The organism is Microbispora sp. NPDC088329, from assembly GCF_040685655.1.
Lineage (GTDB): Bacteria > Actinomycetota > Actinomycetes > Streptosporangiales > Streptosporangiaceae > Microbispora.
In genome coordinates, this window is sequence record NZ_JBFBIP010000014.1 from 183,019 (window position 1) to 207,322 (window position 24,304).

23 protein-coding genes are annotated in these 24,304 nt (G+C 70.4%); 13 read left to right on the forward strand and 10 right to left on the reverse strand.

The genetic code is table 11. From position 1 onward, the window contains the following. The first annotated feature begins 47 nt into the window (after positions 1-47). Positions 48-1,229 (forward strand): signal recognition particle-docking protein FtsY, encoded by a 1,182-nt coding sequence (gene ftsY, locus AB0O28_RS25130; RefSeq protein ID WP_363644095.1) that lies wholly within the window; start codon positions 48-50, stop codon positions 1,227-1,229. A 73-nt stretch (positions 1,230-1,302) separates the two neighbouring features. Here ftsY and AB0O28_RS25135 read toward each other — a convergent pair whose 3' ends face one another. Then, on the reverse strand, positions 1,303-2,373 hold the full coding sequence (locus AB0O28_RS25135; protein WP_363644097.1) for a PLP-dependent cysteine synthase family protein: 1,071 nt from the start codon (positions 2,371-2,373) through the stop codon (positions 1,303-1,305). A 328-nt stretch (positions 2,374-2,701) separates the two neighbouring features. Here AB0O28_RS25135 and AB0O28_RS25140 point away from each other — a divergent pair, with 328 nt between their 5' ends. Continuing rightward, on the forward strand, positions 2,702-3,295 hold the full coding sequence (locus AB0O28_RS25140; RefSeq protein WP_363644099.1) for a sigma-70 family RNA polymerase sigma factor: 594 nt from the start codon (positions 2,702-2,704) through the stop codon (positions 3,293-3,295). Between the two features lie 75 nt (positions 3,296-3,370). Here the strand turns inward: AB0O28_RS25140 and AB0O28_RS25145 are convergent, their stop codons facing one another. After that, entirely contained in the window at positions 3,371-4,903 is a 1,533-nt protein-coding gene (locus AB0O28_RS25145; protein ID WP_363644101.1) for a hypothetical protein, read from the reverse strand. Between the two features lie 140 nt (positions 4,904-5,043). On the opposite strand from AB0O28_RS25145, the gene AB0O28_RS25150 reads away from it, so the two are divergent. Further along, on the forward strand, positions 5,044-5,706 hold the full coding sequence (locus AB0O28_RS25150) for a response regulator transcription factor (RefSeq protein ID WP_363644103.1): 663 nt from the start codon (positions 5,044-5,046) through the stop codon (positions 5,704-5,706). Further along, complete coding sequence (locus tag AB0O28_RS25155; RefSeq protein ID WP_363644105.1) at positions 5,703-6,818, forward strand: HAMP domain-containing sensor histidine kinase; 1,116 nt, start codon at positions 5,703-5,705, stop codon at positions 6,816-6,818. The genes AB0O28_RS25150 and AB0O28_RS25155 overlap by 4 nt, the downstream gene beginning before the upstream one ends. Positions 6,819-6,963: 145 nt before the next feature. On the opposite strand, the gene AB0O28_RS25160 is transcribed toward AB0O28_RS25155, so the two are convergent. After that, on the reverse strand, positions 6,964-7,821 hold the full coding sequence (locus AB0O28_RS25160; protein WP_363644107.1) for a DMT family transporter: 858 nt from the start codon (positions 7,819-7,821) through the stop codon (positions 6,964-6,966). Between the two features lie 44 nt (positions 7,822-7,865). Between AB0O28_RS25160 and AB0O28_RS25165 the strand changes: the two genes are divergently transcribed. From AB0O28_RS25165 to AB0O28_RS25180, 4 genes are all read left to right on the forward strand, one after another. Then, positions 7,866-8,471: an XRE family transcriptional regulator gene (locus tag AB0O28_RS25165; protein WP_363644109.1), complete on the forward strand. Its 606-nt coding sequence runs from the start codon at positions 7,866-7,868 to the stop codon at positions 8,469-8,471. 142 nt (positions 8,472-8,613) lie between these two features. Beyond that, positions 8,614-8,898 (forward strand): hypothetical protein, encoded by a 285-nt coding sequence (locus AB0O28_RS25170; RefSeq protein WP_319018244.1) that lies wholly within the window; start codon positions 8,614-8,616, stop codon positions 8,896-8,898. A gap of 34 nt (positions 8,899-8,932) precedes the next feature. After that, a complete protein-coding gene (locus AB0O28_RS25175) occupies positions 8,933-9,757 on the forward strand; it encodes a polysaccharide deacetylase family protein (protein ID WP_363644111.1) in 825 nt (274 codons plus the stop codon). Between the two features lie 97 nt (positions 9,758-9,854). Further along, on the forward strand, positions 9,855-10,481 hold the full coding sequence (locus tag AB0O28_RS25180; RefSeq protein ID WP_363644113.1) for a DUF2461 domain-containing protein: 627 nt from the start codon (positions 9,855-9,857) through the stop codon (positions 10,479-10,481). A 95-nt stretch (positions 10,482-10,576) separates the two neighbouring features. On the opposite strand, the gene AB0O28_RS25185 is transcribed toward AB0O28_RS25180, so the two are convergent. The 3 genes from AB0O28_RS25185 to typA form a co-directional block, all read right to left on the reverse strand. Then, positions 10,577-11,278 carry a superoxide dismutase family protein gene (locus tag AB0O28_RS25185; RefSeq protein WP_363644115.1) on the reverse strand — a complete coding sequence of 234 codons (702 nt, stop codon included), beginning with the start codon at positions 11,276-11,278 and terminating at the stop codon, positions 10,577-10,579. A 92-nt stretch (positions 11,279-11,370) separates the two neighbouring features. After that, positions 11,371-11,565, reverse strand: a complete 195-nt coding sequence (locus AB0O28_RS25190; protein ID WP_363644117.1) for an FAD-dependent oxidoreductase — start codon at positions 11,563-11,565, stop codon at positions 11,371-11,373. A gap of 182 nt (positions 11,566-11,747) precedes the next feature. Beyond that, positions 11,748-13,598, reverse strand: a complete 1,851-nt coding sequence (typA, locus tag AB0O28_RS25195) for a translational GTPase TypA (RefSeq protein ID WP_363644119.1) — start codon at positions 13,596-13,598, stop codon at positions 11,748-11,750. 314 nt (positions 13,599-13,912) lie between these two features. Here typA and AB0O28_RS25200 point away from each other — a divergent pair, with 314 nt between their 5' ends. From AB0O28_RS25200 to AB0O28_RS25215, 4 genes are all read left to right on the forward strand, one after another. Further along, a complete protein-coding gene (locus AB0O28_RS25200; RefSeq protein WP_363644121.1) occupies positions 13,913-14,356 on the forward strand; it encodes a hypothetical protein in 444 nt (147 codons plus the stop codon). Beyond that, positions 14,353-15,576 (forward strand): divalent metal cation transporter, encoded by a 1,224-nt coding sequence (locus AB0O28_RS25205; protein WP_363644123.1) that lies wholly within the window; start codon positions 14,353-14,355, stop codon positions 15,574-15,576. Before AB0O28_RS25200 ends, AB0O28_RS25205 begins: the two co-directional genes overlap by 4 nt. 134 nt (positions 15,577-15,710) lie before the next feature. Then, positions 15,711-16,517, forward strand: a complete 807-nt coding sequence (locus tag AB0O28_RS25210) for a hypothetical protein (RefSeq protein ID WP_363644125.1) — start codon at positions 15,711-15,713, stop codon at positions 16,515-16,517. A gap of 66 nt (positions 16,518-16,583) precedes the next feature. After that, the gene (locus AB0O28_RS25215; RefSeq protein WP_363644127.1) at positions 16,584-17,339 is read left to right on the forward strand and encodes an alpha/beta fold hydrolase; all 756 of its coding nucleotides are present in this window, start codon (positions 16,584-16,586) and stop codon (positions 17,337-17,339) included. A gap of 186 nt (positions 17,340-17,525) precedes the next feature. Here the strand turns inward: AB0O28_RS25215 and AB0O28_RS25220 are convergent, their stop codons facing one another. The 3 genes from AB0O28_RS25220 to AB0O28_RS25230 form a co-directional block, all read right to left on the reverse strand. After that, complete coding sequence (locus AB0O28_RS25220; RefSeq protein ID WP_363644129.1) at positions 17,526-18,962, reverse strand: aldehyde dehydrogenase; 1,437 nt, start codon at positions 18,960-18,962, stop codon at positions 17,526-17,528. A 170-nt stretch (positions 18,963-19,132) separates the two neighbouring features. Continuing rightward, positions 19,133-20,758, reverse strand: a complete 1,626-nt coding sequence (locus AB0O28_RS25225; RefSeq protein WP_363644131.1) for a lactate permease LctP family transporter — start codon at positions 20,756-20,758, stop codon at positions 19,133-19,135. A gap of 37 nt (positions 20,759-20,795) precedes the next feature. Beyond that, the gene (locus AB0O28_RS25230; RefSeq protein WP_363644133.1) at positions 20,796-21,878 is read right to left on the reverse strand and encodes an alcohol dehydrogenase catalytic domain-containing protein; all 1,083 of its coding nucleotides are present in this window, start codon (positions 21,876-21,878) and stop codon (positions 20,796-20,798) included. 245 nt (positions 21,879-22,123) lie between these two features. On the opposite strand from AB0O28_RS25230, the gene AB0O28_RS25235 reads away from it, so the two are divergent. Further along, positions 22,124-23,014, forward strand: a complete 891-nt coding sequence (locus AB0O28_RS25235) for a hypothetical protein (RefSeq protein ID WP_363644135.1) — start codon at positions 22,124-22,126, stop codon at positions 23,012-23,014. Here the strand turns inward: AB0O28_RS25235 and AB0O28_RS25240 are convergent. Then, positions 22,996-24,276 (reverse strand): GH1 family beta-glucosidase, encoded by a 1,281-nt coding sequence (locus AB0O28_RS25240; protein ID WP_363644136.1) that lies wholly within the window; start codon positions 24,274-24,276, stop codon positions 22,996-22,998. The two genes, AB0O28_RS25235 and AB0O28_RS25240, sit on opposite strands and share 19 nt — an antisense overlap. Positions 24,277-24,304 lie beyond the last annotated feature (28 nt).

Below are 24,304 nucleotides of genomic sequence, written 5' to 3' on the forward strand. Positions count from 1 at the left end.
AGCCGCCCTGGCCGGAGTAATGCGGGTGATCTGGGAAACTGCATGGTGTGGACGGTTACCTCGGCATCATCGTGATCGTGGCCATCGTCGCCATATTGGCGGTGGGTGGCCTGTGGCTGCTGTTCCGGCCGAAGGCGAAGGACCTGCCGCCCGCGCCGCCGGCCCCGCCGGAGCCGAAGGCTCCCGTTGTGGAGGAGCCCGCGAAGACGGGGCTCGGTGAGGAAGACGGCGGCACGACGACCACGCTGCCTCCTCCCGCGCCTCCGATCGAAGAGCTGATCAAGGCTCCCGAGATCGAGGTCCCGCCGCCCTCGGCCGGCCGGATGGTGCGGCTGCGCAGCAGACTCGCCCGCTCGCAGAACGTCCTCGGGCGCGGCCTGCTCGAACTGCTGTCGCGCGACCATCTCGACGACGACGTCTGGGACGAGATCGAGGAGACCCTGATCACCGCCGACGTCGGCGTGGCCCCCACCCGCGCCATGGTGGAGGAACTGCGGACGAAGGTGAAGGTGCTCGGCACCCGCACCCCGACCGAGGTGCGCAAGCTGCTGCGCGAGGAGCTGCTCACGCAGATCGCGCCGGACCTCGACCGCACCCTGCACACGACGCCGCACGGGGAGCGGCCCGCGGTCGTCCTCGTCGTCGGCGTCAACGGCACCGGCAAGACCACGACCACGGGCAAGCTCGCCCGGGTCCTGGTCGGCGACGGCGGCAAGGTCGTCCTGGGCGCCGCGGACACCTTCCGCGCGGCGGCCACCGACCAGCTCCAGACGTGGGGTGACCGCGTCGGGGCGGGCGTGGTGCGCGGCCCGGAGGGCGGTGACCCGGCGTCCGTGGCGTTCGACGCCGTGGCCAAGGGCATCGAGGACAAGGCGGACACCGTCATCATCGACACCGCGGGACGCCTGCACACCAAGACCGGCCTGATGGACGAGCTGGGCAAGGTCAAGCGGGTCATCGAGAAGAAGGCGGCGGTGGACGAGGTGCTCCTCGTCCTGGACGCGACCACCGGGCAGAACGGCATGCGCCAGGCGCAGGTCTTCGCCGAGGTGGTCAACGTCACCGGCATCGCCCTCACCAAGCTGGACGGCACCGCCAAGGGCGGCATCGTGATCTCGGTTCAGCGTGAGCTGGGCGTGCCCGTGAAGCTGGTCGGCCTCGGCGAGGGGCCCGACGACCTCGCGCCGTTCGACCCCGAGGTCTTCGTCGACGCCCTGCTCGGCGACTGACGCGAGAAAACAAGGAACCACGAGAAAAACAAGGAACACGGTGGCGGGCCGGGACTCCCCGGCTCGCCACTCGTCAGCTCCGGAGGAAGGCGCGTAGTTCCTCCAGGTGAGGGGCGATGTCGATGCCCTGCTCGGACAGCCAGCGCGGGTCGCCGTAGGTGTCGCGGTAACGCTCGGCGCCGTCGCAGATCAGCGTGACCACGCTGCCGCGCTCGCCCCGCTCGCGCATCTCGCGGATGATCTGCACCGCCGCCGCGATGTTGGTGCCGGTCGACCCGCCGACCTCCCGGCGGGCGACCTCCCTGACCCAGTGCATGGCCGCGATCGACATGGCGTCCGGAACCTGGGTCATCCGGTCGATGACCGTCGGCAGGAACGACGGCTCGACCCGTGGCCGGCCGATGCCCTCGATGCGCGATCCGGCGCCGCCGTGCTCCTTGCCCGACACCCAGGACGGGTAGAAGGCCGAGCCCTCGGGATCCGCCACGCACAGCCGGGTCTGGTGGCGGCGGTAGCGGATGTAGCGGCCGATCGTCGCCGAGGTCCCTCCGGTGCCCGCGCCGACCACGATCCACGCGGGTTCCGGGTGCCGTTCGAGCGTCATCTGCTGGAAGACGCTCTCGGCGATGTTGTTGTTGCCCCGCCAGTCCGTCGCCCGTTCGGCGTAGGTGAACTGGTCCATGTAGTGCCCGCCGGTCTCGGCGGCGAGCCGGTGCGACTCGTCGTAGATCGCCCTCGGGTCGTCCACCAGGTGGCACTTGCCGCCGTGGAACTCGATGATCTCCCGCTTCTCCGGTGAGGTGCTCGCCGGCATCACGGCGATGAACGGCAGGCCGAGCAGGCGGGCGAAGTACGCCTCGCTCACCGCGGTGGACCCGCTGGACGCCTCGATGATCGTGGTGGTGGGCCCGATCCAGCCGTTCGCCAGGCCGTACAGGAAGAGGGACCGGGCGAGACGGTGCTTGAGTGAACCGGTCGGGTGCACCGACTCGTCTTTCAGATAGAGGTCGACATCCCAGTGCGAGGGGAGCGGGAATGCGTGCAGGTGAGTGTCGCAGCTTCGGTTGGCGTCGGCCTCGACGGCCTGGATGGCGTCGGCCACCCAGGCTCTCGTGACCGGATCGTGCCGATCCAGGTGGTTCATCCCGCTACTGTGGCACGCCCTCGGGCATGAACACCAAAGGCTGAGCCGCCGGGGCACGACCGCCGACCGCGTCGGCGGCCAGTGAAATCTGCCACATTTTACTCCGGATTGAGGCTTCAGTGTTACGCTAATGAGACTTGTTCGGCTTGCGCGTGACCTGGCCGCGCGGGCCTGGTCCGGGAGAACGACGGTGCTGACCAGGCCGGACGAATTAACAGCGTGCTTAGGCCCCAAACGGCACGATGTCCTTGGCACAACGATGAACGAGCCACCTCGCATGTGTTCCGGCCGGACGGGTAACGGGGGAGAAGTTCCGTAGGGGGAAGAGATGATCTCGACCGACGAGCAGCGGCAGGCATGGTTCGAGCGTGAGGTCGTGCCGGTGACGAGCCAGCTCTACGCGTCCGCCATGCGTTTGACGCGCAACCCCGCAGACGCCGAGGACCTGGTCCAGGAAACCGTCGCCAAGGCGTTCACGTCGTACCACCAGTTCCGTGAGGGCACGAACCTCAAGGCGTGGCTGCACCGCATCCTCACCAACAACTTCATCAACGACTACCGCAAGAAGCAGCGCTCGCCCAAGCTGTCGGCCGCCGAGGAGATCGAGGACTGGCAGCTGGCCGCGGCGGAGTCGCACATGTCGAGCGGGCTGCGCTCGGCCGAGACCGAGGCGCTCGACCAGATCCCGGACAGTGTCGTGATGAACGCCCTGCGCGCGCTGCCGGAGGACTTCCGGGTGGCCGTCTACCTCGCCGACGTCGAGGGCTTCGCGTACAAGGAGATCGCCGACCGGATGGGCACTCCGATCGGCACCGTCATGTCCAGGTTGCACCGGGGCCGCCGGCAGCTCCGGGGCATGCTGGAGGACTACGCCCGCGAGGAGGGCGTCGTACGCGTCCCCGAGCAGGCCTGCGCCGCCTGATCCGCGCCTGATCGGCCCGTGAGGAGCCGTGACCGAGGTCGCCCCTGCCCGGCCGCGCCGGAAACTCAGAGCGGCTCACCTGGATGCCGAGTGCTGCGGCCGGGTTTGTACGGCCATCGCCACCCCGAGGGCGAGGGCGGCGTACGCGCAGGCGACGGTCAGGCCTGCCCATGGCGGGAGCGGGTAGTAGCCTGCGAGCAGTGACGGGTCCACGTCGACGTGCGCGAACGTGGGGATGCTCTGCGTGATCGCGAACCCGGCGGCAGGGGTGATCATCAGCAGCCGTGGCGCCAGACCCGCGGTCGCCAGCAGGTAGGGCACGACGACCAGCGCGATGGCCAGCCCTATCGCGATACCGGCCCGCTTGACCAGCGCGGCGAGGCCCAGGGCCAGCACGGCGGCGGCCGCGGTCAGCGCCGCGTAGCCGACGATCATACGGAGCTCGGTGCTCGAGGTGATCGGCTGAACCTGGTTGTGATTGGCACGCAGTATCGCCAGGCCGACGGGGACCACGACCCCCGAGGACACCAGCGCCGCCGCGAACGCGACCGCGCCGACCACCATGGCCTTGGCCGCCAGAAGCCGCACCGGACGCGGCTGCGCCGGTGGGCCGGTCCCGATGAGCCGGCGCCGGTGTTCCGTCGTGAAGAACGTGACCGCCGCCACGAGCACCGGGATCAGCCCCACGGCCCCGCCGATCAGCATGAGGTCGGCGCGTATACCGCCCAGCATCACGGCGGGCCCGATGTCACCACCTCCGGTCACGATGAGCTTGTCGCCGGACTCGACGACCCCGCCCGGGTGATGCGGGGTCTTGCCGTCGGACTCGTAACCGACGCCCACGTCGTCGCGGTGCCACGGACCGTTCGCGCCCTGCAGATCGATCCGGTCGAAAGTGGCGGTGACCTGGGAGAAGGCTACGGCCATGTCCCATAAGGCACCTGGCGAGGTGGCGAACAGCCCGACTTCGGCCGTCTCGGGCAGTCCGGTCAGCGTGACCGTGCCGACCTCGGTCCACGTCGTGCCGTCGTCCGACTCGTAGCCGGTGACGGTGTCGCCCGACCTGGTCAGCCGCAGCCACTGCGGGCCGTTGTGAGGACCGCCGGCCACGTCGTGGGTGTAGTTGTACTGCATCCGCACGCCGTGATCTCCGGTGAGCATGACGGCGGCATACGGGGTGCCCTGCTTGAGGCTCTGCCTGACGAGGAGCCCGGCCTTCGCCCACGGCACCACCCCCTGCTGGATGTTGCGCACCCCGGGTACGGGGTGCGGCATCCGGATCTGCCCGGTCATGCCCGACACGCGGGCGGTGATGCTGCCGTTCCCCTTGAGCGGCTGGTGCACGAAGTAGTACTTGTCCCTGACCGCCGTGCCATCGGGTCCCACCAAGGGCGCGGGGCAGGGGCCCTCGCCCTTCTCGGTCACACAAGTGCTGCGAACGCCCCCGGCGATCAGCAGACCGAGCGACACGGTGACCAGCACGGAGGCCGCCATGGCGAGCGTCCAGCCGAGCGTGGTGCGGAACCTGGTCCACTCCGTGCGCAGCATCTGGGGGAAGCCGTCCTGCCCGGCCCGCCGGCTGGATCGGTCAGACGTGGATGAATTCATGCCGACGGTTGTACGGGGCACCCGGTTCCATCCGGGTCGCGGCCGCTGCGACCCGGCTGCGACCGGGGATCTGACATCGTGGCGGACATGGCACCTGAACCCGTTCGCCCCGCCCGCACGACGGCCGGCGGTGAGGGGCGATGAGGGTCCTCGTCGTCGAGGACTTCGAGGTCCTCGCCCGCTCCATCGGCACCGGGTTGCGCCGTGAGGGCATGGCCGTCGACGTCGTCCTGGACGGAACCGCCGCCCTCGACCGCCTGGCGGTCACCCGCTACGACGTGGTGGTCCTCGACCGCGACCTGCCCGGCGTCCACGGGGACGAGATCTGCCGGCGACTCGCCCACGACCGCTGCGAGACTCGCGTACTGATGCTCACCGCCTCCGGCACGATCGAGGACCGTGTCGACGGGCTCAGCCTCGGCGCCGACGACTACCTGCCCAAGCCTTTCGCGTTCGCCGAACTGGTCGCCCGCGTCCGCGCCCTGGCGCGCCGCGCCACTCCGCCGCTGCCGCCCACCCTGGCATGCGGCGACATCACCCTCGATCCGGCCCGCCGTATCGCGTTGCGGGCCGGTCGGCGCCTCGATCTGAGCCCGCGGGAGTTCGCCCTGCTCGAATGCCTGCTCGCCGTGCCCGGCCTGGTCATCTCGGCCGAAGAACTGCTCGAACGTGTCTGGGACGAGGCCGCCGACCCCTTCAGCAGCGCCGTCAAGCACACCATGCACAGGTTGCGGGCCAAGCTCGGCGACCCTCCCGTCATCGAGACGATCCGCGAAGGCGGCTACCGCATCGGACCGTCATGACCTCCCGGCGGCTCGCCAGAAGGTCCCTGCAGACGCGGCTCGCGCTCGCCTACGCGGCGGGCTTCTACGCCGCCGGGGTCTTCGTGCTCGTCCTCGTCGCCGTCCCGCTCGCCGACATCGACGCGGCCACACCCATAGGCCACTCCTCATCGAGTGCGATCACCGGAACCGGAACCGGAACCGGGCCCGGGATCAGCCTGCCCCAGCTCCTCACGGGATCCGCCGTCGCCCTGGTCGTTCTGCTTCCCCTCGCCCTGGCTCTCGGCTGGTACGTCGCCGGCCGGTTCCTGCAGCCGCTGCGCGCCATCACCGCCACCGCCAAAGTCATCTCCGCCGGGAACCTCCACCGGCGCCTGGACCTCGGCGAGCCAACGGACGAGCTGACCGAACTCGGCCACACTCTGGACGACCTGTTCGCCCGCCTCGAAGCCTCCTTCGACGCCCAGCGCCACTTCGTCGCCAACGCCTCCCACGAGCTGCGCACCCCTCTCGCCGGGCTGCGTACCCTCCTTGAGGTCACCCTCGCCGACCCCGGCGCCGACGCCGGCACCCTGCGCTCGGCCTGCCAGGAGGCCCTCGCTCTGGGCGGGCACCAGGAGCGGCTCGTTCACGCGCTGCTGGCCCTGGCCACCAGCGAGCGCGGCGTCACCCGCTGGGACACCCTCGACCTCGCCCACGTCGTCGAAGGAGTGCTCACCTCCCGCCGCGACCAGGCGAAGGAGGCAGGCGTCGACCTCGCCGGCCACCTGGCGCCCGCGGTGACGGCCGGGGACCGGAGACTGATCGAAAGCCTCGTCGCCAACCTCATCGACAACGCCATCCGCCACAACCACGCGGACGGGCGGGTGAAGGTCACCACACAGACCTCCGGCGCGCGGGTGGCCCTTACGGTCGTCAACAGCGGGCCGGTCGTCCCCGGCGACCAGATCCAGCGACTTTTTCATCCCTTCCAGAAACTGGCACCCGAACGTCACGGCCGCAGCGAGGGCTACGGCCTCGGCCTGGCCATCGTCGATGCCGTCGCCCAAGCTCACCACGCCGCCCTCACCACCAGCGCACGCCCCGAAGGCGGCCTGTCCATCACCGTGCGGTTCGCGCGCGATCGTCCCTAAGGGGAGTCGGACGGCCCGGCGGAGTGGCCAATCGAGGCGGCGACGTGGTGAACGGGTGGGTCCCGGCGATGCCGGGAGGGTTTCCCCGCATCGCCGTGGCGGCCACCGACCGCGCCGCGGATCCAGGCGGAGGACCGGGTGCGGCTCAGGCCGCGGCGATGAGGGCGATCGCGCCGAGCGCGAACCCGACGCCGGTGATCTGCACCGGGCTCAGCCGCTCGCCCAGGACATACCGGGCGAGCAGCAGGGTGCTCGCCGGATACAGCGACACCAGGACGGCGACCAGGGTGAGCATCCCCCGCTGCGCCGCGAAGAGATAGAGCACGTTGGCGGCCATGTCGAGCACCCCGGCCGCGATCGTCACCGTGAGGCTGCCGGGCACCGGGCGCAGGCTCCTGCGCGTGACCAGGGCCAGCAGCACGACCAGGGTGATCGACGCGATCCGCGCCCCCAGCAGAGGCCAGGTGCCGGAGTCGGCGGGGGCCACCTTGAGCAGCACGAAGAATCCGCCGAACCCCGCGCCCGACACCAGGGCGGCGAGGATAGGCCCCGCCTTCGGGCCGCTCGCGCCGCCGCCCGGCTCGCGGCTGACCAGCAGAACGGCGAACAGGCCGAGCGCCACGCCCACGAGTGCCAGAGCGGACGGCCGGTCGCCGGTGAGAAGTCCGAAGAGCACGGGGACGGCCATCGCGGTCGTGGCCGTGGTGGGGGCGATCACGGACATCATTCCGGTGGCCAGGCCACGGTAGAACAGCACGATGCCGAAGGCGCCGGCGACTCCGGAGGCCATCCCCCAGGCCAGCGCGGCCGTGCTCACATGGCCGGGCAGGACCGGGAGCAGTGCGCCGACCAGCAGCAGGCCGCCGAGCTGGGAGAGCACGACGACGGCCAGCACCTTCGAGCGCCTGGTGGCGAGCCCGCCGAAGAAGTCGGCCGTACCGAAGATCACCGCGCATGCCGTCGCGAGCGCCACCGCCGTCACGGATCCCCCAAGAGAACTCATCGATAGTGCAATGAATTGTAGTAGGAGATCACTAGGCTGTACTCATGGCCGATCCTGCGACGATCACCGCGGCCATCGCCGCGAACGTAAGGGGCCAGCGGGCCCACCGGGGGCTGACCCTCGACGAGCTCGCGGCCCGGTCGAACGTGAGCCGCGGCATGCTCATCCAGATCGAGCAGGGCCGCACCAACCCGAGCGTCAACACGCTCACCCGGATCGCCGACGCGCTGGGCGTGACCCTCGCGCGGCTGGTGGAGGTCGCCGACACCCCGGTCGTCCGGGTCGTGCACGAGTCCGAGATGGTGACGTTCCGGCACCCCGGGAGGGGCTCGGCCCGCCTGCTCGTGGGCACCGACGCGCCCGCCATCCTGGAGCTGTGGGACTGGTGCCTCGGGCCCGGCGAGCACCACGACGGCGACGCGCACCCCGCCGGCACCCGCGAGATGCTCACCGTCCTGGAGGGGCGGCTCACGCTGACCGTGTACGGCAGGAGCCACGTCGTGGCGTCCGGCGACGCCGTCGTGTTCGGCGCCGACCGTCCGCACCGGTACGCCAACGAGCACGACGAACCGCTGCGGTTCGTGATGGTGGTCACCGAGCCTCCCGTGCCTCCCGACCGGCCCGCGGTCGGAGAACCTGGAGATGACTGACCAGTAAGGGCTGCGTGGTGACGCTTAGTAGTCGATGATTACAGAATGAATCCGCAAGCCCCGCTCCAAGGTTGGGTACATCCCTTTTTGTGCGTGTCTGCTGTGCAGGGGGCGGTGGCCGGTGAGTGAATCGCGAGTCGCGGTGGAAAAACTTCGCGCGGAACTCGCCGCGCTCGGGGTGGCCGACGCCTACGAGATCGGTGACGAGGCTACTCTCTCCGTCTGGATAGGCCTGGTCGTGACCTTTCGTGAGGGCTTTTACCGTTGGCGCGAGGGTGCCGTGAAGTGCCGGCACCTGGGTACGGACCCGGCAGGATGCGCCATCCGGGTGGCTCGCAGATACGCCGAGCTCAAGGCGGACGTGCCGCCCTGGTGGGAGGAGCTGGAAAAGGTTCTGCGTGGGGGAGCGGCCGGAGGCTATCCGTAGCGTTCGTGGCCCCCCGCCTGCTCCGGGGGGTCGTATGCGGATCGGATCCGTTCTGCTGTCGTTGCTGTTGCTCGGCGGGTGCGCCCAGGTCCGGTCCGTACCGGCGGGGGAGAACCGGCCGGGGCCGGCGGCCCAGCATCCGCGCTTCGGCACACCGCGGCGGTTCGACGCCGACCTGCTGCGCTGGCGGCTCGCGGGGGCGCAGCGGGGAGTGCCGGGCCCGCGCCTGCCCGCGATCCCGCCGCCGCGGCATGTCGACTGCCGAAAGCACAAATGCGTGGCCCTGACGTTCGACGACGGGCCGGCCGAATACACCGGGCACGTCCTCGACCTGCTCGCGGCCCACCACGCCCGGGCCACGTTCTTCCTGCTCGGCCAGATGATCACGAACGAGACGCGCGACTTCGTGCGGCGGATGGCCGCCGAGGGCCACGAGATCGGCAACCACTCCTGGGACCACGCCTCCCTGGCGGGGCTGTCGCCCGATGCCCTGCGCCACGAGCTCGACCGGACCCAGGACGCCGTGCGGAAGGTGACCGGCGTGCGGATGCGGCTCATGCGCCCGCCGTACGGTGCGACGAACCAGACGGTGGACAACGAGACGAAGCAGACGGGGCTCGCGCAGATCCTGTGGGCCGTCGACACCCTCGACTGGCTCAACCGCAACCCCACGGTGATCGCCCAGCGCAGCGCCGCCGCCAAACCCGGCGACATCGTGCTCATGCATGACATCCACCCGACCACCGTGCAGGCGCTGCCCCGGCTGCTGGACGAACTCGACCACAAGGGCTTCACGTACGTGACCGTCTCGGAGCTGCTCGGCGACACCGCTCCCGGGAAGAAGTACACGAACAAGTGAATCCGTGACCTCGTGCGACAACGACAACGGCGGCGCCGAGGGCGGCCGAGCCGTCCCGGTCCCGGGACTGTCGGTGGGGCGTGCGAAGGTGGGTGGCATGGGTTTCAGCGGGTTCCCCGATGAGGCGCTCATCTTCTACGAGGGCCTCGTCGCCGACAATTCGAAGGCGTACTGGACGGCCCACAAGGAGTTGTACGAGACCGGGGTCCGGACGCCGATGCTCGCGCTCATGGACGAGCTGGAGCCGGAGTTCGGACCCGCCCACCTGTTCCGGCCGCACCGCGATGTCCGGTTCGCCAGGGACAAGTCGCCGTACAAGACGCATCAGGGGGCCTACTGCGGGGTGGGCGTGGAGGGCGTCGGCTATTACGTGCAGGTGGACGCCGACGGTCTCTACGTGGCGGCGGGCTGGTGGATGCCGGGCGACCAGGTGCTTCGTTACCGCGAGGCCTTGGACGACGACACCGCCGGGCCCCTGCTGGAGGAGATCCTCGCGGCCCTGCCCGGCGATCTCACGGTCGGCGGCGAGCGGCTCAAGACCCGCCCTCGCGGCACGCCGGAGGACCACCCCCGGCTCGACCTCCTGCGGCACAAGACGCTGCACGCCGGGCGGCGGTTCGAGCCGGAGCCGTGGCTGCACACCCCCGAAACCCTCGACCGGGTCCGCTCGACCTGGCGGGCGCTGGTCCCGCTGGTCGACTGGCAGCGCCGCCACCTCTCCTGACACCGCCTCTCCTGACACCGCGTCCCCCCGCCGTGAGTCGTCCGTACTGCGCGGGGTCGGGCCGCGTGCTCCGGAACGGCCCCGCACGCGAGGGATCAGGCGTGGAGTTTGACGACGCCGCAGCCGATCCGGGCGCCGGCGTCGCCGGTCTTGCGCGTGGTCGCGTCCGGGCCCGTGGCGCCTGCGGCGTCCGGACGATGGAAGTACCTGTCCGGGATATGGGCGAAGTTGTCCGGCCCGGCGTGCACCACGAACGCGCTTCCGTTGGCGTCGCCGAGTCGCTCCAGGGTGAACCTGTCGGTCACGAAGGACGCGGCGGCGGTGCCGTCCGCGGCCGCGAGCAGCGGCGGCATGTCCCCGGCTCCGTCGCCGTGCTCTCCTGGGCCGAGGTGACTCCCGGCGCTGGAGAACGCGCTGCCCGTCGCCTTGTCGACCGAACGGGCGTCGCACACGCCGACGGCGTGCACGTGAAAGCCGTGGAACCCGGGAGTGAGTCCCTGCACGCTGACGCTGACCCTCGACTTCTTCGCGTCGTACCGCTCGATCCTCACGGTGCCGAGGACGCGCCCGGCCGCGGTCCTGATGACGGCGGTCGCCGACTCTCCGGTGCGGGCCGGCGTCGCGGCGGCCGCCAGGGTGGCGCTGGCGGGCGCCCCCAAAGCCGACAGAGCAGACGGCGCCGACGACGCGGACGGGGCCGCCGGGGCGATCAAGCCGATCGGGGCGGCCGGCACGGCCGCCGCGGCCAGTCCCAGGGTGAGCCCGGCGGCCAGGGCGAAACGGGTTGTGCGGGGCATGATCGCTCCTCCTCAGACACTGCACTGCCTGCGACAGCAGAGCACGGCCGGATATGGCGAGGAGCGCGGACGACACCATCTGTGCCCGCCGTTTACCCGCTCTTGCCGCTCCGGGGCCGCGCGTCGAGCCCGTTCGGGGCCAGGCTGAGCATCGCCCCGACGCCGTCCGCGGCGCTGTGGTGCGCCTCGAGAACGGTCGCCCGGATGCCGGCCTTGGCCAGGGCGAGCGCCGTCACGGGTCCGGCGACGCCGCCGCCGATCACCAGTGCGCTGGTCACGTTGCTCATGCTCACTCCTCGTCTGCCGTGAGTCGTCCGCTGGCTGCGGTGGTCGTGGACGACCTGCGCGAGGGGCGGCTGACCTGGCCCGCGAGCGACTCCTGAACAAGGCCGGTGGGAAAGCCGAAGCCCCCGCCGATCGTCCGGCGAGGGCTTCGGCGCCCGGTCCCCGTACGGGACCGGGGCGGTGGTCAGCTGCGCTTGGCGCGGGCGGCGGCGCGGCCACGGCTGGCCGCGTCGAGGACGACCTTGCGGATGCGCACGGTCTGCGAAGTGATCTCCACGCACTCGTCGTCGCGGATGAACTCCAGGGCCTGCTCCAGGGACAGGACGCGCGGCGGGATCACCTTCTCGGTCTCCTCGCTGGTGGAGGAGCGCATGTTCGTGAGCTTCTTCTCCTTGGTGATGTTCACGTCCATGTCGTCGGAGCGGGAGTTCTCTCCGATGACCATGCCCTCGTACACCTCGGTGCCGGGGGAGACGAACAGCGTGCCGCGCTCCTGCAGGTTGAGCATGGCGAACGCGGTGACCTGGCCCGCGCGGTCGGCGACCAGCGAGCCGTTGTTGCGGGTGCGCAGCTCGCCGAACCACGGCTCGTACGTCTCGAACACGTGGTGCACGAGGCCCGTGCCGCGGGTCTCGGTGAGGAACTCGGTGCGGAAGCCGATCAGGCCGCGCGCCGGCACCAGGAACTCCATCCGGATCCAGCCGGTGCCGTGGTTGGTCATGTGCTCCATGCGGCCCTTGCGCACCGCCAGGAGCTGGGTGACCGCGCCCAGGTACTCCTCAGGGCAGTCGACGGTGAGCCGCTCGACCGGCTCGTGCACCTTGCCGTCGACGACCTTGGTCACGACCTGCGGCTTGCCGACCGTCAGCTCGTAGCCCTCGCGGCGCATCTGCTCGACGAGGATGGCCAGGGCCAGCTCGCCACGGCCCTGCACCTCCCAGGCGTCCGGGCTCTCGGTGGGCAGCACGCGCAGCGAGACGTTGCCGACCAGCTCCTTGTCGAGGCGGTCCTTCACGAGGCGGGCGGTGACCTTGGCGCCCTTGACCTTGCCGACCAGCGGGCTGGTGTTGGTGCCGATCGTCATGGAGATCGCCGGCTCGTCGACGGTGATCAGCGGCAGCGGGCGCGGGTCCTCGGGGTCGGCAAGCGTCTCACCGATCATGATGTCCGGGATGCCGGCGATCGCGATGATGTCGCCGGGCCCGGCCTCCTCGGCGGGCTTGCGCTCCAGCGCCTCGGTCATCAGCAGCTCGGAGATCTTCACGCGCTGCACGCTGCCGTCGGTGCGGCACCACGCGACCTGCTGGCCCTTGCGGATCGTGCCCTGGTGGACGCGGCAGAGCGCGATACGGCCCAGGTAGCTGGACGCGTCGAGGTTGGTGACGTGAGCCTGGAGCGGCGCGGTCGGGTCGTACACCGGCGCCGGAATCGTGTTCTTGATCGTCTCGAACAGCGGCTCCAGGTCGGGGGAGTCCGGCATGCCGCCGTCGGCGGGGCGCTCCAGCGAGGCACGCCCGGCCTTGGCCGAGGCGTACACGATCGGGAAGTCGATCTGGTCCTCGGTGGCGTCGAGGTCGATGAACAGCTCGTACACCTCGTCGACGACCTCGGCGATGCGGGCGTCCGGCCGGTCCACCTTGTTGATGCACAGGATCACCGGCATCTTCGCGGCGAGCGCCTTGCGCAGCACGAAGCGGGTCTGCGGCAGCGGGCCCTCGGAGGCGTCCACGAGCAGCACGACGCCGTCCACCATCGACAGGCCGCGCTCGACCTCGCCGCCGAAGTCGGCGTGGCCGGGGGTGTCGATGATGTTGAGGGTCATGCCGTCGTGCCGGACCGCCGTGTTCTTCGCGAGGATGGTGATCCCCTTCTCGCGCTCCAGGTCGTTGGAGTCCATGACGCGCTCGTCGACGTCCTGGTTGGCACGGAACGCGCCGGACTGCCACAGCATCGCGTCGACCAGCGTGGTCTTGCCGTGGTCGACGTGTGCGATGATCGCGATGTTCCGCAGGTCGTCGCGGGTGTTCATAGGCATAGTGAAGTCTCGCTCTGGTTGGTCGGGGTCTCGTCCGCGTCCCGGGACTGAAGCGAGACGCACATCCGCCGCGTGCACGGCCTACCCATTTTAGTTGATCCCGATCGCCGGCACGTGCCGCCCGCGTAGGGGACCCTCGATGGCAACGCCCCCGCCGCGAGCCGCATTCCTTACCGTCTGTGGGCCGTATAAAGGCTTTCCGTTAGGGCAGATGAACCGGCTGTGACGGATGAAGGTCTCGTGCTGCTCATCGCCTGGGCGGAGTTTCTCGTGCCGCTCCTCGTCCTCGCCTATCTCCTGCTGCGGCGGCGCACATGACTCCGCCGGCTCGGCTGGCGCCGCTCGCCCTCCTGACGGCACTTGTGCTGTCCGCCTGCGTGAGCCCCGCCTGGGACGACCACGACTACGCGCTCAAGGCGGGGAAGACCGCCGCCTCGGCCGCCTCGGCCGTGCGGTTCGCCCGTTCGGCCGTCGCCTACCGGGACCGGATGACCGGGCCGTACGCCGAGGGCCTGCTGACCGAGGCGGTGCAGGACCTGAGCAGCGTGAACGACCAGTTCGGCGGCGTGCAGCCGCCCTCGGACGCATCCGACGGGATCAGAGACGAGGTGCTGCGCCTCACCGAGAAGGCCGAGAGCGAGGTGGAGGAGCTGCTCATCCAGACGCGCCGCGACGGGGTGAAGGACCCGGCGGCGGCCGCACGAGAGCTGGACGGGCTCGCGAGCGAGCTGAACGACTTCGCGGAGAAGCACAAGTGAAGAAACTGGTCGCGGTCACGCTCGGCATCCTGACGGCCTTCGGCGGCTTCGTGGACATCGGCGACCTCGTCGCCAACGCCGTCGTGGGGTCGAGGTTCGGGATGTCCCTCGCGTGGGTGGTGATCGTCGGCATCGTCGGGATCTGCGTCTTCGCCGAGATGTCCGGCAGGATCGCGGCGGTGTCCCAGCGGCCGGTCTTCGACCTCGTCCGCGAGCGCATGGGCCCCCGCGCCGGGCTGGTCAACCTCGGGGCGTCGTTCTTCATCAACGTGCTCACGCTCGCGGCCGAGATCGGCGGCTCCGCGCTCGCGCTGGAGCTGGTGACAGGGCTCAACTATCTGCTGTGGGTGCCGCCGGTGGCCCTGGTCGCCTGGCTGGTCATGTGGCGGGTGAAGTTCGAGACCATGGAGCGCGTCTTCGGGCTGGCCGGGCTCGCGCTCGTCGTGTTCATCGTCGCGCTGTGGCGGCTCGGGCCCGACTGGGGCGAGCTGACCACGCAGCTCGTCCGGCCGCCGCAGGACGAGGGGGTGCCGACCTACCTCTACTACGCGATCGCGCTGCTCGGCGGGGCGATGACGCCGTACGAGGTCTTCTTCTTCTCCTCCGGCGGCGTCGAGGAGAAGTGGACGCGCAAGGATCTGGTGACCGCGCGGGCCAACGTGTTCGTCGGTTTCCCCCTCGGCGGGGCGCTGTCGCTGGCGATCGCGGCGTGCGCGGCGACCGTGTTCATGCCCGTCGCGGCCGAGCCCGACTCGCTCGGGCAGATGGTGCTCCCGGTCGCCCAGGGGTTGGGCAAGGTCGGTCTCGGAGTGGTGATCCTGGGGGTGTTCGCGGCCACCTTCGGCGCGACGCTGGAGACCGCCCTGTCGTCGGGCTACTCGCTGAGCCAGTATTTCGGCTGGCAGTGGGGCAAGTACGTGGTGCCGGGCCGCGCCGCCCGGTTCCACGTGACCGTGCTGGCCTCGGTGATCGTCGCGACCGCGCTGATCCTCACCACCATCGACCCGATCAAGGTGACCGAGTATTCGCTGGTCTTCTCGGCCGCGGCCCTTCCGCTCACCTACCTGCCGGTCCTCATGATCGCCAACGATCCCGACTACATGGGGCAGAAGGTCAACGGCAGATTCAGCAACGTGCTGGGAAGTTTCTACATGGTGCTGCTTCTCGTCGTGGCGCTCGCGGCCATCCCCCTGATGCTCGCGACGAAGGCGGGACAGTGACGGCCCGGTATGAGGAGGTGAGCATCGATGAGTGAGCGAAGCGAGCGAATCAATGAGCACAGCACAATCTCGAGACGTGCCGACCTGCGCACCTGCGGCACGACGCGAACCCGAGCCGCCAGGCGAGGGGTGGCATGAGTGAGCCCGCGCGGGTGCTGCACGCCCGCCTGCATCTGCTCGACCGGCAGGTCGTCAGGGAGAGCGACGACCGTCTGCTCTGCAAGGTGGACGACCTGGAGGTGCGGCCCGGCGACCGGCCGTACGTCACCGCGATCCTGTCCGGGCCGCTGGCGCTCGGCCCGCGGCTCGGCGGCCTCCCCGGCTGGCTGATGACGCAGACCGACCGGCTCTTCCGGGGAGAGGAGCGGCCGGGGCCGTACCGCATCGAGATGAGCCTGGTGACCGAGATCGGCAGCGCCGTACGGGTGGCCGGCCACCGGCAGGACCTGGCCCTGGAGCGCTGGCTGACCGGGAACGTCGTCGGCCGGATCCCCGGCGCGGTGGGTACGCCCGAGCAAGATGCTCCCGAAAGTACGGCGCAGGATGCGCCGGAGAAGACCCTCCAGGTGCGGGAGAGGTGGGAGGACAGGCCGGACACCATGCGGCTCGGCGGGCTGCTCGGCCGTGCGGTGCTCGGTCCGTCGGGGGAGGCCGCCGGCGACACGGTGGACGTCCGTCTCGTCCAGGACGGGCCGCTGCTGGCCGAGGTCCATCAGGCGTTCCGGCTCGCCGGCCTGCTGATCGCCCGGCGCCGTGCCGGGCGGCTCTTCGGGTACGAGCGCGGCCCCGGACTGTGGCGGCCGTCGCTGCTCGGCGCCCTCGTGCGGCGCATGCACGGCGAGATCCGGTACGCCGAGTGGGACCAGATCGAGTCGCTCGACGACGGGGAGGTCAGGCTGAAGGCCGCCTGGGACCGGCTGCCTTCGACTGCCGACCTGTGACGGTTCCCGTAGCGCGCGGGGGGCACCTGGGAGTTATGTGACATGGGGGGAAATAAGGTCGGGGGCATGGCTCTCGCTGCTGCTTTCGGAGCGATGCTGCGCACGGCGGACGGTGTCCGCATCGACGCGGCGCACACGCCCAACGGTTCGCTCGATCTCGGGATCGTGGTCGCGCACGGCTTCACCGGCACGTGGAGGGGGCCGGACACGCGGCGCATCGTGCACGTTCTGTCGAAGTTCGGCGGCGTGGTGTCGTTCGACTTCCGGGGGCACGGACACTCCGGCGGCCGGTCCACCGTGGGCGACCTCGAGGTTCTCGACGTGGACGCGGCGGTCAAGCATGCCCGCGCCATCGGCTACCGGCGCATCGCCACGGTCGGCTTCTCGATGGGCGCAGCCGTGGTCGTACGGCACGCCGCGCTGCACCGGGGCGTGGACGGGGTGGTGTCGGTGAGCGGCCCGGCCCGCTGGTACTACCGGGACACCAAACCTATGCGCCAGGTCCACTGGGCCATCGAACGCTGGCACGGGCGGCTCGCGGCCCGGCTGGTCAAACGGACCAGGATCGCGGGCGGCGGCTGGGACCCGGTCCCGCTTCCGCCGTACAAGGCCGCGGCGCTGGTCGCGCCCACGCCCCTGCTGATCGTGCACGGCGACAGCGACCCGTTCTTCCCCACCGAGCACGCCCACCAGTTGTACGAGTGCGCCGCCGAGCCGAAGGAGTTGTGGATCGAGCCCGGGTACGGCCACGCGGAGGCGGCGGCCAGCCCTGACCTGGTCCGCAAAATCGGTCACTGGATTTCGCGAACCAAATCCCCATAAGTGTCGTCTACAAGGGGTGTGCGGGGCTGATCCTTCCCGCACCGCCGATTGGGGGATCGGCGCACACCCTCACACGGTGTGGCCCAGCGTCGCGGGGGCGCGCTGGGCGGTTTCACCGGCCCGGTGCGGCACGCAGGCCGTACCGGGCCGGAGGGACGCATTCAGCCACGCGTTCGAAGCACGCGTTCAGCCCAGGCGGGCGATCGACTTGTACTCCAGGTAGGCCGACAGGCCCTCGGGGCCGAGCTCCCGGCCGAGGCCGCTGGCCTTGAAGCCGCCGAACGGCGCGTTCGCGTCAAGCGTGTGCATCATGTTGACGCCGTAGGTGCCGGTGCGCACCCGGCGCGCGACGTCCACTCCGTGATCGGCATCGGCGGTCCAGACCGAGCCCGACAGGCCGTAGTCGCTGTCGTTGGCGATCCGCACCGCGTCCTCCTCGTCCTCGTACGGGATCACCGTCAGCACCGGGCCGAAGATCTCCTCACGGGCGATGCGCATGTCGTTGGTGGCCCCGGCGAAGACGGTCGGGGCGACGTACCAGCCCCGGTCGTACGGCCGGTCGAGGCCGCCGACGACCGGCTTGGCGCCCTCCTCGATGCCCGACCTGATGTAGCCCTCGACCCGCTCCTGCTGGCGCTTGGCCACCAACGGTCCGATGCCGGTGGCCGGGTCGGCGGGGTCGCCCACCCGCTGGCTCGTCACCATCTCGGCGACGGCCTGGACGACCTCGTCGTACCGGTTGCGGGAGGCGAGGATGCGGGTCTGGGCGACGCACGCCTGGCCGTTATTCATGAGCGAGGCCATCGACAGGAAGCCCATGGCCGAGGGCAGATCGCAGTCGTCCAGGATGATCGCGGCCGATTTGCCGCCGAGTTCGAGCGTGCAGCGCTTGAGCTGTTGGCCGCAGATCGCCGCGATCCTGCGCCCGGCGGCGGTCGAGCCGGTGAACGCGACCTTGTCGACGTCCGGGTGGGAGACCAGGTGCTCGCCCGCCTCACGGCCGGCCGCGACGATGTTCACGACCCCGGAGGGGATGCCGGCCTCCTGGATCATCTCGGCCAGCAGGTAGGAGTCGAGAGGCGTCTCGGGGGCCGGCTTGACCACCAGGGTGCAGCCCGCGACGAGCGCCGGGGCCAGCTTGGTCATGAGGACGAACTGGGGGACGTTCCAGGGGACGACGGCCGCCACCACGCCGACCGGCTCGCGGCGGACGATCATCGGGCCGAACAGGCCGGGCCGTTCCTCCTCGACGGGGAACGTCGTGCCGAGAGCGGCGAAGTACTTGAGCATGCCCAGCGGCTGCGGCGCCTGGGCGAGCTGGGAGAACGTGATCGGAGAGCCCATCTCCGCCGTGATGATCTCGGCCATCTCGGCCTGGCGCGTCTCGTAGATCTCCGCCAGCCGTCCCACGATCGCCGCGCGCTCGGCCATCGTCATCCGCGGCCAGGGCCCGTTGTCGAAGGCGTCCCTGGCGGCCGCGACGGCCCGGTCCATGTCGGCGGCGGTGCCGTCCGGCACCCGGCCGACGACCTCCTCGCTGTGGGGGGAGATCACCTCGATCGTGCCCGTGCCCGCGGGGGCCACCCAGTCGCCCCCGATGAACAGCGTGTCGTGCTGCAGCATGCCTGCCTCCTGATCGGGCGCGCCTTCGCGCACACAGAGAGACCGAATCACTTTCTGCTCTGCCTTGGCAAGAGCCGCCGGCCGTGGGACGAGCCGGAGGCCGGATGGACGTCCCCCGCATCGCGCGGACCCGCACCGAGGGCCGGCGACCCGGCGCAGCCGGTGTCCGCTCACCGCACGACCAGCCAGGACAGAGGGCCCGCCGCCATCAGGGTGACCAGGACGGTGAACCCGATGAGCAGCCCGAGGCTCCATGGGAAGGTACGGCGGAACAGGGTCGCCTCCCGGACGGCCGTTCCCGCCACCGCCGCCGCCATGGCGAGATTCTGCGGGCTGATCAGCTTTCCCAGTACGCCTGCCTCGCTGTTGGTCGCCGCGAGCAGCGTCGGACTGACCCCGATCGTGCCCGCCCCCGTCACCTGTATGGCGCCGAAGAGCGCGTTCGACGAGGTGTCGGACCCGGTCAGCGCCACCCCTAGCCAGCCGAGCAGCGGAGACAGCAGGATGAACGCGCCGCCGGTACCGGCCAGCCAGGTGCCGATGGTGACGACTTGGCCCGAATAGTTCATCAGGTAGGCGAGCCCCATCAGCAGGGTGACAGTGACCGCGGCACGGCGGATTCCCGCCAGGGCCATGCCGTACTCGCGCAGGGCGACGCGTGCGGGTAGCCGCAGGGCCGCCGTCGAGATGAGCCCGGCCACCAGCACGACCGTTCCGGTGGCGGTGAGCCAGTTGAACTGGAAGACGGCCGGCTTCAGCGGCCTGCCGTCGACGCCGAGAACCTCCACGCCGGGCCAGGGGAACGTGACCGCGAGGCCGTTGGCGAAACGGGCGACGGGATTGTCGATCGCGACCAGGGCAAGGAGCACGATCAGCGTCAGGTAGGGGGAGAACGCGCGCAGTGTGGTCGCCGCCGAACCCGGTGAAGGGTCGGAATCGTGTGATGAATGAATCGGGCGTACGGCGTGTGCCCCGTAGGGGGCGGCGAAGGACCACAGGCGAAGTACGGCGGCCGTCGCCGCGCCGGCCAGCAGCGCGCCGGCCAGGTCGGAAAGGGGATAGGCGACGAAGTTGGAGGTCACCACCTGCCCGATGGCGAAGCCGAGCCCGGCCACCAGGCCGATCGGCCAAAGTTCCCGCACCCCGCGCCGTCCGTCCAGCACCAGCAGGATGACGAAGGGCACGAAGAGCGCCACGATGGCGGACTGGCGCCCGGTCATCCGGCCCAGCTCCTCCGCCGGCAGGCTCGCCGCCTTCGCAAGAGCCGCGATCGGAGTCCCCATCGAGCCGAAGGCGGCGCCTCCGGCGTCGGCGAACATCGCCACGGTCGCGGCGCGGATCGGGGCCAGGCCGAGCGCGAGGAGGATCGCGGCCACCACGACCACGGGCGCGCCGAAACCCGCCGTCGCCTCCAACAGGGCGCCGAAGCAGAACGCCACCACGAGCGCCTGGACCCGCCGGTCGTCTGACAGGCTCGTGAACGTGCGCCGGACGACGGACAGGAGCCCGGAGGCGTCGAGCAGGCGGTTCACCCACACCGCGTTGACCATGACCCAGGCGATGGGGAAGAGGCCGAACGCCGCGCCCTGCGCGATACCGCTGAGGAGCGGCGTCGCCGGCACGCGGTAGGCGAACGCGGCGATCAGTACGGCGGCGAGCAGCCCGCAGGCCGCCGCGACGTCGGCCCGTAGGCGGAGAACGCCGAGCGACACGAGCAGGACGATCAGGGGAGACGACGCCACCGCGGCGGACAGCGCCAAGGAGCCGCCGATCGGGGCGAGGATCTGCTGGTACATCGGCCATCCCCCACGTCGCTGTGATACCCCGCGCCGCTCAGGGGGCGACAACGACCTTCAACGGGTCCCCCTCGCGCTCGCGCAGGGTCCGGAACGCTTCGTTGATCTCCTTCAGGGGATAGCGATGGGTGACCAGTGCACGGCCCTGGACCATGCCCGCGGCCGCCAAGGCGACGGCGCGCCGGACGCTGTCGCCCCCCTCGCCCCGTGAGGTGTACATGGTGATGCCCTTGCGGACCACCGCGCTCAGGTCGAGCCGGACGGCCTCCGGGTAGAACGCGACGAACAGGATCTTGCCGCCGCGCTTGGTCACCTGGGCACACTGCTGGGGCACACCGGGAGACCCGGAGGCGTCGATCGCGAGGTCGACGCCCAACTCGCCGGTGTGGTCGAGCACCGCCGCGACCGGGTCGGCCTCGGTGGCGTTCACCGTGTGGTCTGCCCCCAGCTCGCGGCCAAGTCGCAGCCGGGACTCCCGAGTGCCGATGAGGATCACCTGGGCAGCGCCCATGCGCTTGCATATCTGCGCCGTCATCAGCCCGACGGGGCCGGGGCCGAAGACCGCGACGTCCTGCCCGACGATGTAGCCGCCGGCGGTGTCCAGGCCGTACAGTCCGGTGCCGGCCGTGGTGGCGAGAACGGCGTCCTCGGCCGTGAGGTGGGCGGGCAGCCGGTAGAGCGCGCTGACGTGGTGGACGGCGTACTCCGCGAAGCCGCCGTTCGTCGTAATCCCGCTCGCCCGGTGCCCCTTGGCGCGGTCGCCGTAGTTGAGGCAGGCGGTGTACTTGCCGGTCAGGCAGTTGCCGCACCGCCCGCATCCGTGGTGTGCCTCGATGCACACCCGGTCACCGGGCGCGAACTCGTCCACCGTCGCACCGCAGGCCACGACGGTGCCGGTCCACTCGTGGCCCGGGATGTACTCACCGTACGGCGGGATCTGCGGGAAGTGCCCGTCGAGGATCTTCAGGTCGGTGCCGCAGATCCCGCACATGGCCACCCGGACGAGCACCTCCTCGGCCCGGGGCTCGGGGACGGGACGGTCGACGACCCGCAGGTCCCCCGGCCCGAACAGGACCGCCGCGTGCATCGTGTGCGGGAGAACCGTGGTGAGTCGGCTCATCGCTGAACCTCCCGAGCCAGGGTGCGCCCTCCAGGCTCATGTACCCGTGGACCCGGCGGGCTACGTGGCGCGTCGCGATACATCGGACCGTGATAGTCCGCGGACGCCCGGCGTGATGGCCGACGACCGTTGGGCCGTACGCTTCAGGCTGTTGTCCGCTTTGGGACCAAGCGCTTCACCTGTTCCGGTAGCAGTCCGTAAAGATCCTCTTCTATAGTTTCGAGCCGAATCCGAGTGGAGGTCACGTGCGGCGCTGGGCCAGGCTGGCGGTGGTCACCACCGCGCTGCTCGTCGCACCGTCCGTCTCGGGCGCGATCACCGCCGAGGCCGAGCCGGACCGGCAGGCGAAACTCCGCAAGCTCACCCAGGAGGCCGCCACGCTCCAGAAGGAGTACCGCGGCGAGATCCTCAGCCTGGAGGACGCGAAGCTGGCCGCGCAGAAGGCGTCCGGCAGGGTCAAGAAGCTGAAGGTGGACCTGATCGCGGCTCAGCGGCAGGTGGTGGCGTTCGCCCAGACCTCGTACATGACCGGAGGCATGGACGTGTCCCGGCTCCTGTCCCTGTCGGCCGACCCGAGCTCGCTGGCGACGCTGGCCTATCTGGGCACCGCCAGGACCGAGCGGCTCAACAGCATCAAGGACCTCGTCGCCAGGCAGAAGAAGGCGGCCCGCGCGGCCGACGACGAGATCGACAAGCTGCAGGCCCACATCAAGGAACTCAAGGCCAGGCGCGGCGAGATCGAGCGGCTCATGGCGAAGTTCGGCTTTCAGACGCCCGACGCCGGCAGCGGCCTGACCCAGCGGATGATCTCGACCCGCAACGTCATCATGCAGAACTTCCCGATGCCCTTCGGGGTCGGCTGCCTGCGAGCCGGTGACCCGGGTGAGCACGGCAAGGGCCGGGCCTGCGACTTCATGATGAGCAGCGGCGGCCGCATGCCCGACGCCGTGGCCAAGGAGCGCGGCGACGCCCTCGCGCAGTGGTGCATCCAGCACGCGAGCGAGTACGGGATCATGTACATCATCTGGCAGCAGCGCTACTACGACATGCGTACGCGCACCGGGTGGAAGATGATGTCCGACCGCGGCGGCATCACCGCCAACCACTACGACCACGTTCACGTGTCGGTGCTCTGACCTCCGAGGAACGCGCGCAGCCAGTGGTAGGACGCCTTGGGGATGCGCTCCTGGGTCTCGAAGTCGACGTGGACCAGCCCGAACCGCTGGTGGTAGCCCTCGGCCCACTCGAAGTTGTCCAGCAGCGACCAGACGAAGTAGCCCCGCACGTCCGCCTTCGCCTGCTTCATCGCCTGGATGTGGCCGTCGAGGTAGGCGATCCGCTCCTGGTCGTCCAGGCCGTCGTACGAGCAGCCGTTCTCGGTGATGTAGACGGGCGGCAGGGCGTCGCCGTACCGGGCCTCGAGTCCGTCGAGCAGCTCGCGCAGGCCGTCGGGGACGACGGGCCAGCCGAACGCGGTGAGGGGAACGCCGGTGATCTCCTCGATCCGGAACGGCAGGCCGTCCTCGCCGGGGCCGCCGATCCGGGTGGGGTTGTAGTAGTTGATCCCCAGCCCGTCGAGGGGCTGGGCGATGGTCTCCAGGTCGCCGGACTTCACGGGGATGTCGACGCCGAACGCCGTGATGTCGGGGTAGGCGCCGGTGAGGACCGGCTCGTTGAACAGCCGGTTGTGCAGCATGTCGTACGTCTCGGCGGCGGCGAGATCCTCCGGGGAGTCGGAGACGGGCCGGACCGGGGTGCAGTTGTTCGTGATCAGCACCTGCTCCGCGCCGGCCGCCCGCAGCGCCTGCGTGGCCAGGCCGTGCCCGAGCAGCTGATGGTGGGCCGCCGGCAGCGCGTCGAACATGAGCCGCCTGCCCGGGGCGTGCACGCCCAGCCCGTATCCGTACGCCACGTGGACGAAGGGCTCGTTTAGTGTGATCCACATGCGTACGCGGTCGGCCAGCCGCTCGGCCACGACGGAGGCGTATTCCGCGAAATATCGTGAGGTGTCCCGGTTGAGCCAGCCGCCCTCGTCCTCCAGCGCCTGCGGCAGGTCCCAATGGAAGAGCGTCGGCACCGGAGCGATGCCCTTCTCGCAGAGCGTGTCCACCAGGCGGTCGTAGAAGTCGAGCCCGGCCCGGTTGACCGGGCCGCGGCCCGTGGGCAGCACCCGCGGCCAGGCGATGGAGAAGCGGTAGGCGTTGACGCCCAGCCCGGTCATGAGGGCGATGTCCTCGGTGTGACGGTGGTAGTGGTCGCAGGCGACGTCGCCGGTGTGCCCGTCGCGGACCTTGCCGGGCGTGTGGGAGAAGGTGTCCCAGATGGAGGGTCCTCTGCCGTCCTCGGTGACCGCTCCTTCGATCTGGTAGGACGCAGTGGCCGTACCCCAGAGGAACATGATGCCGCCTCTCTCAAAATATGAGGAG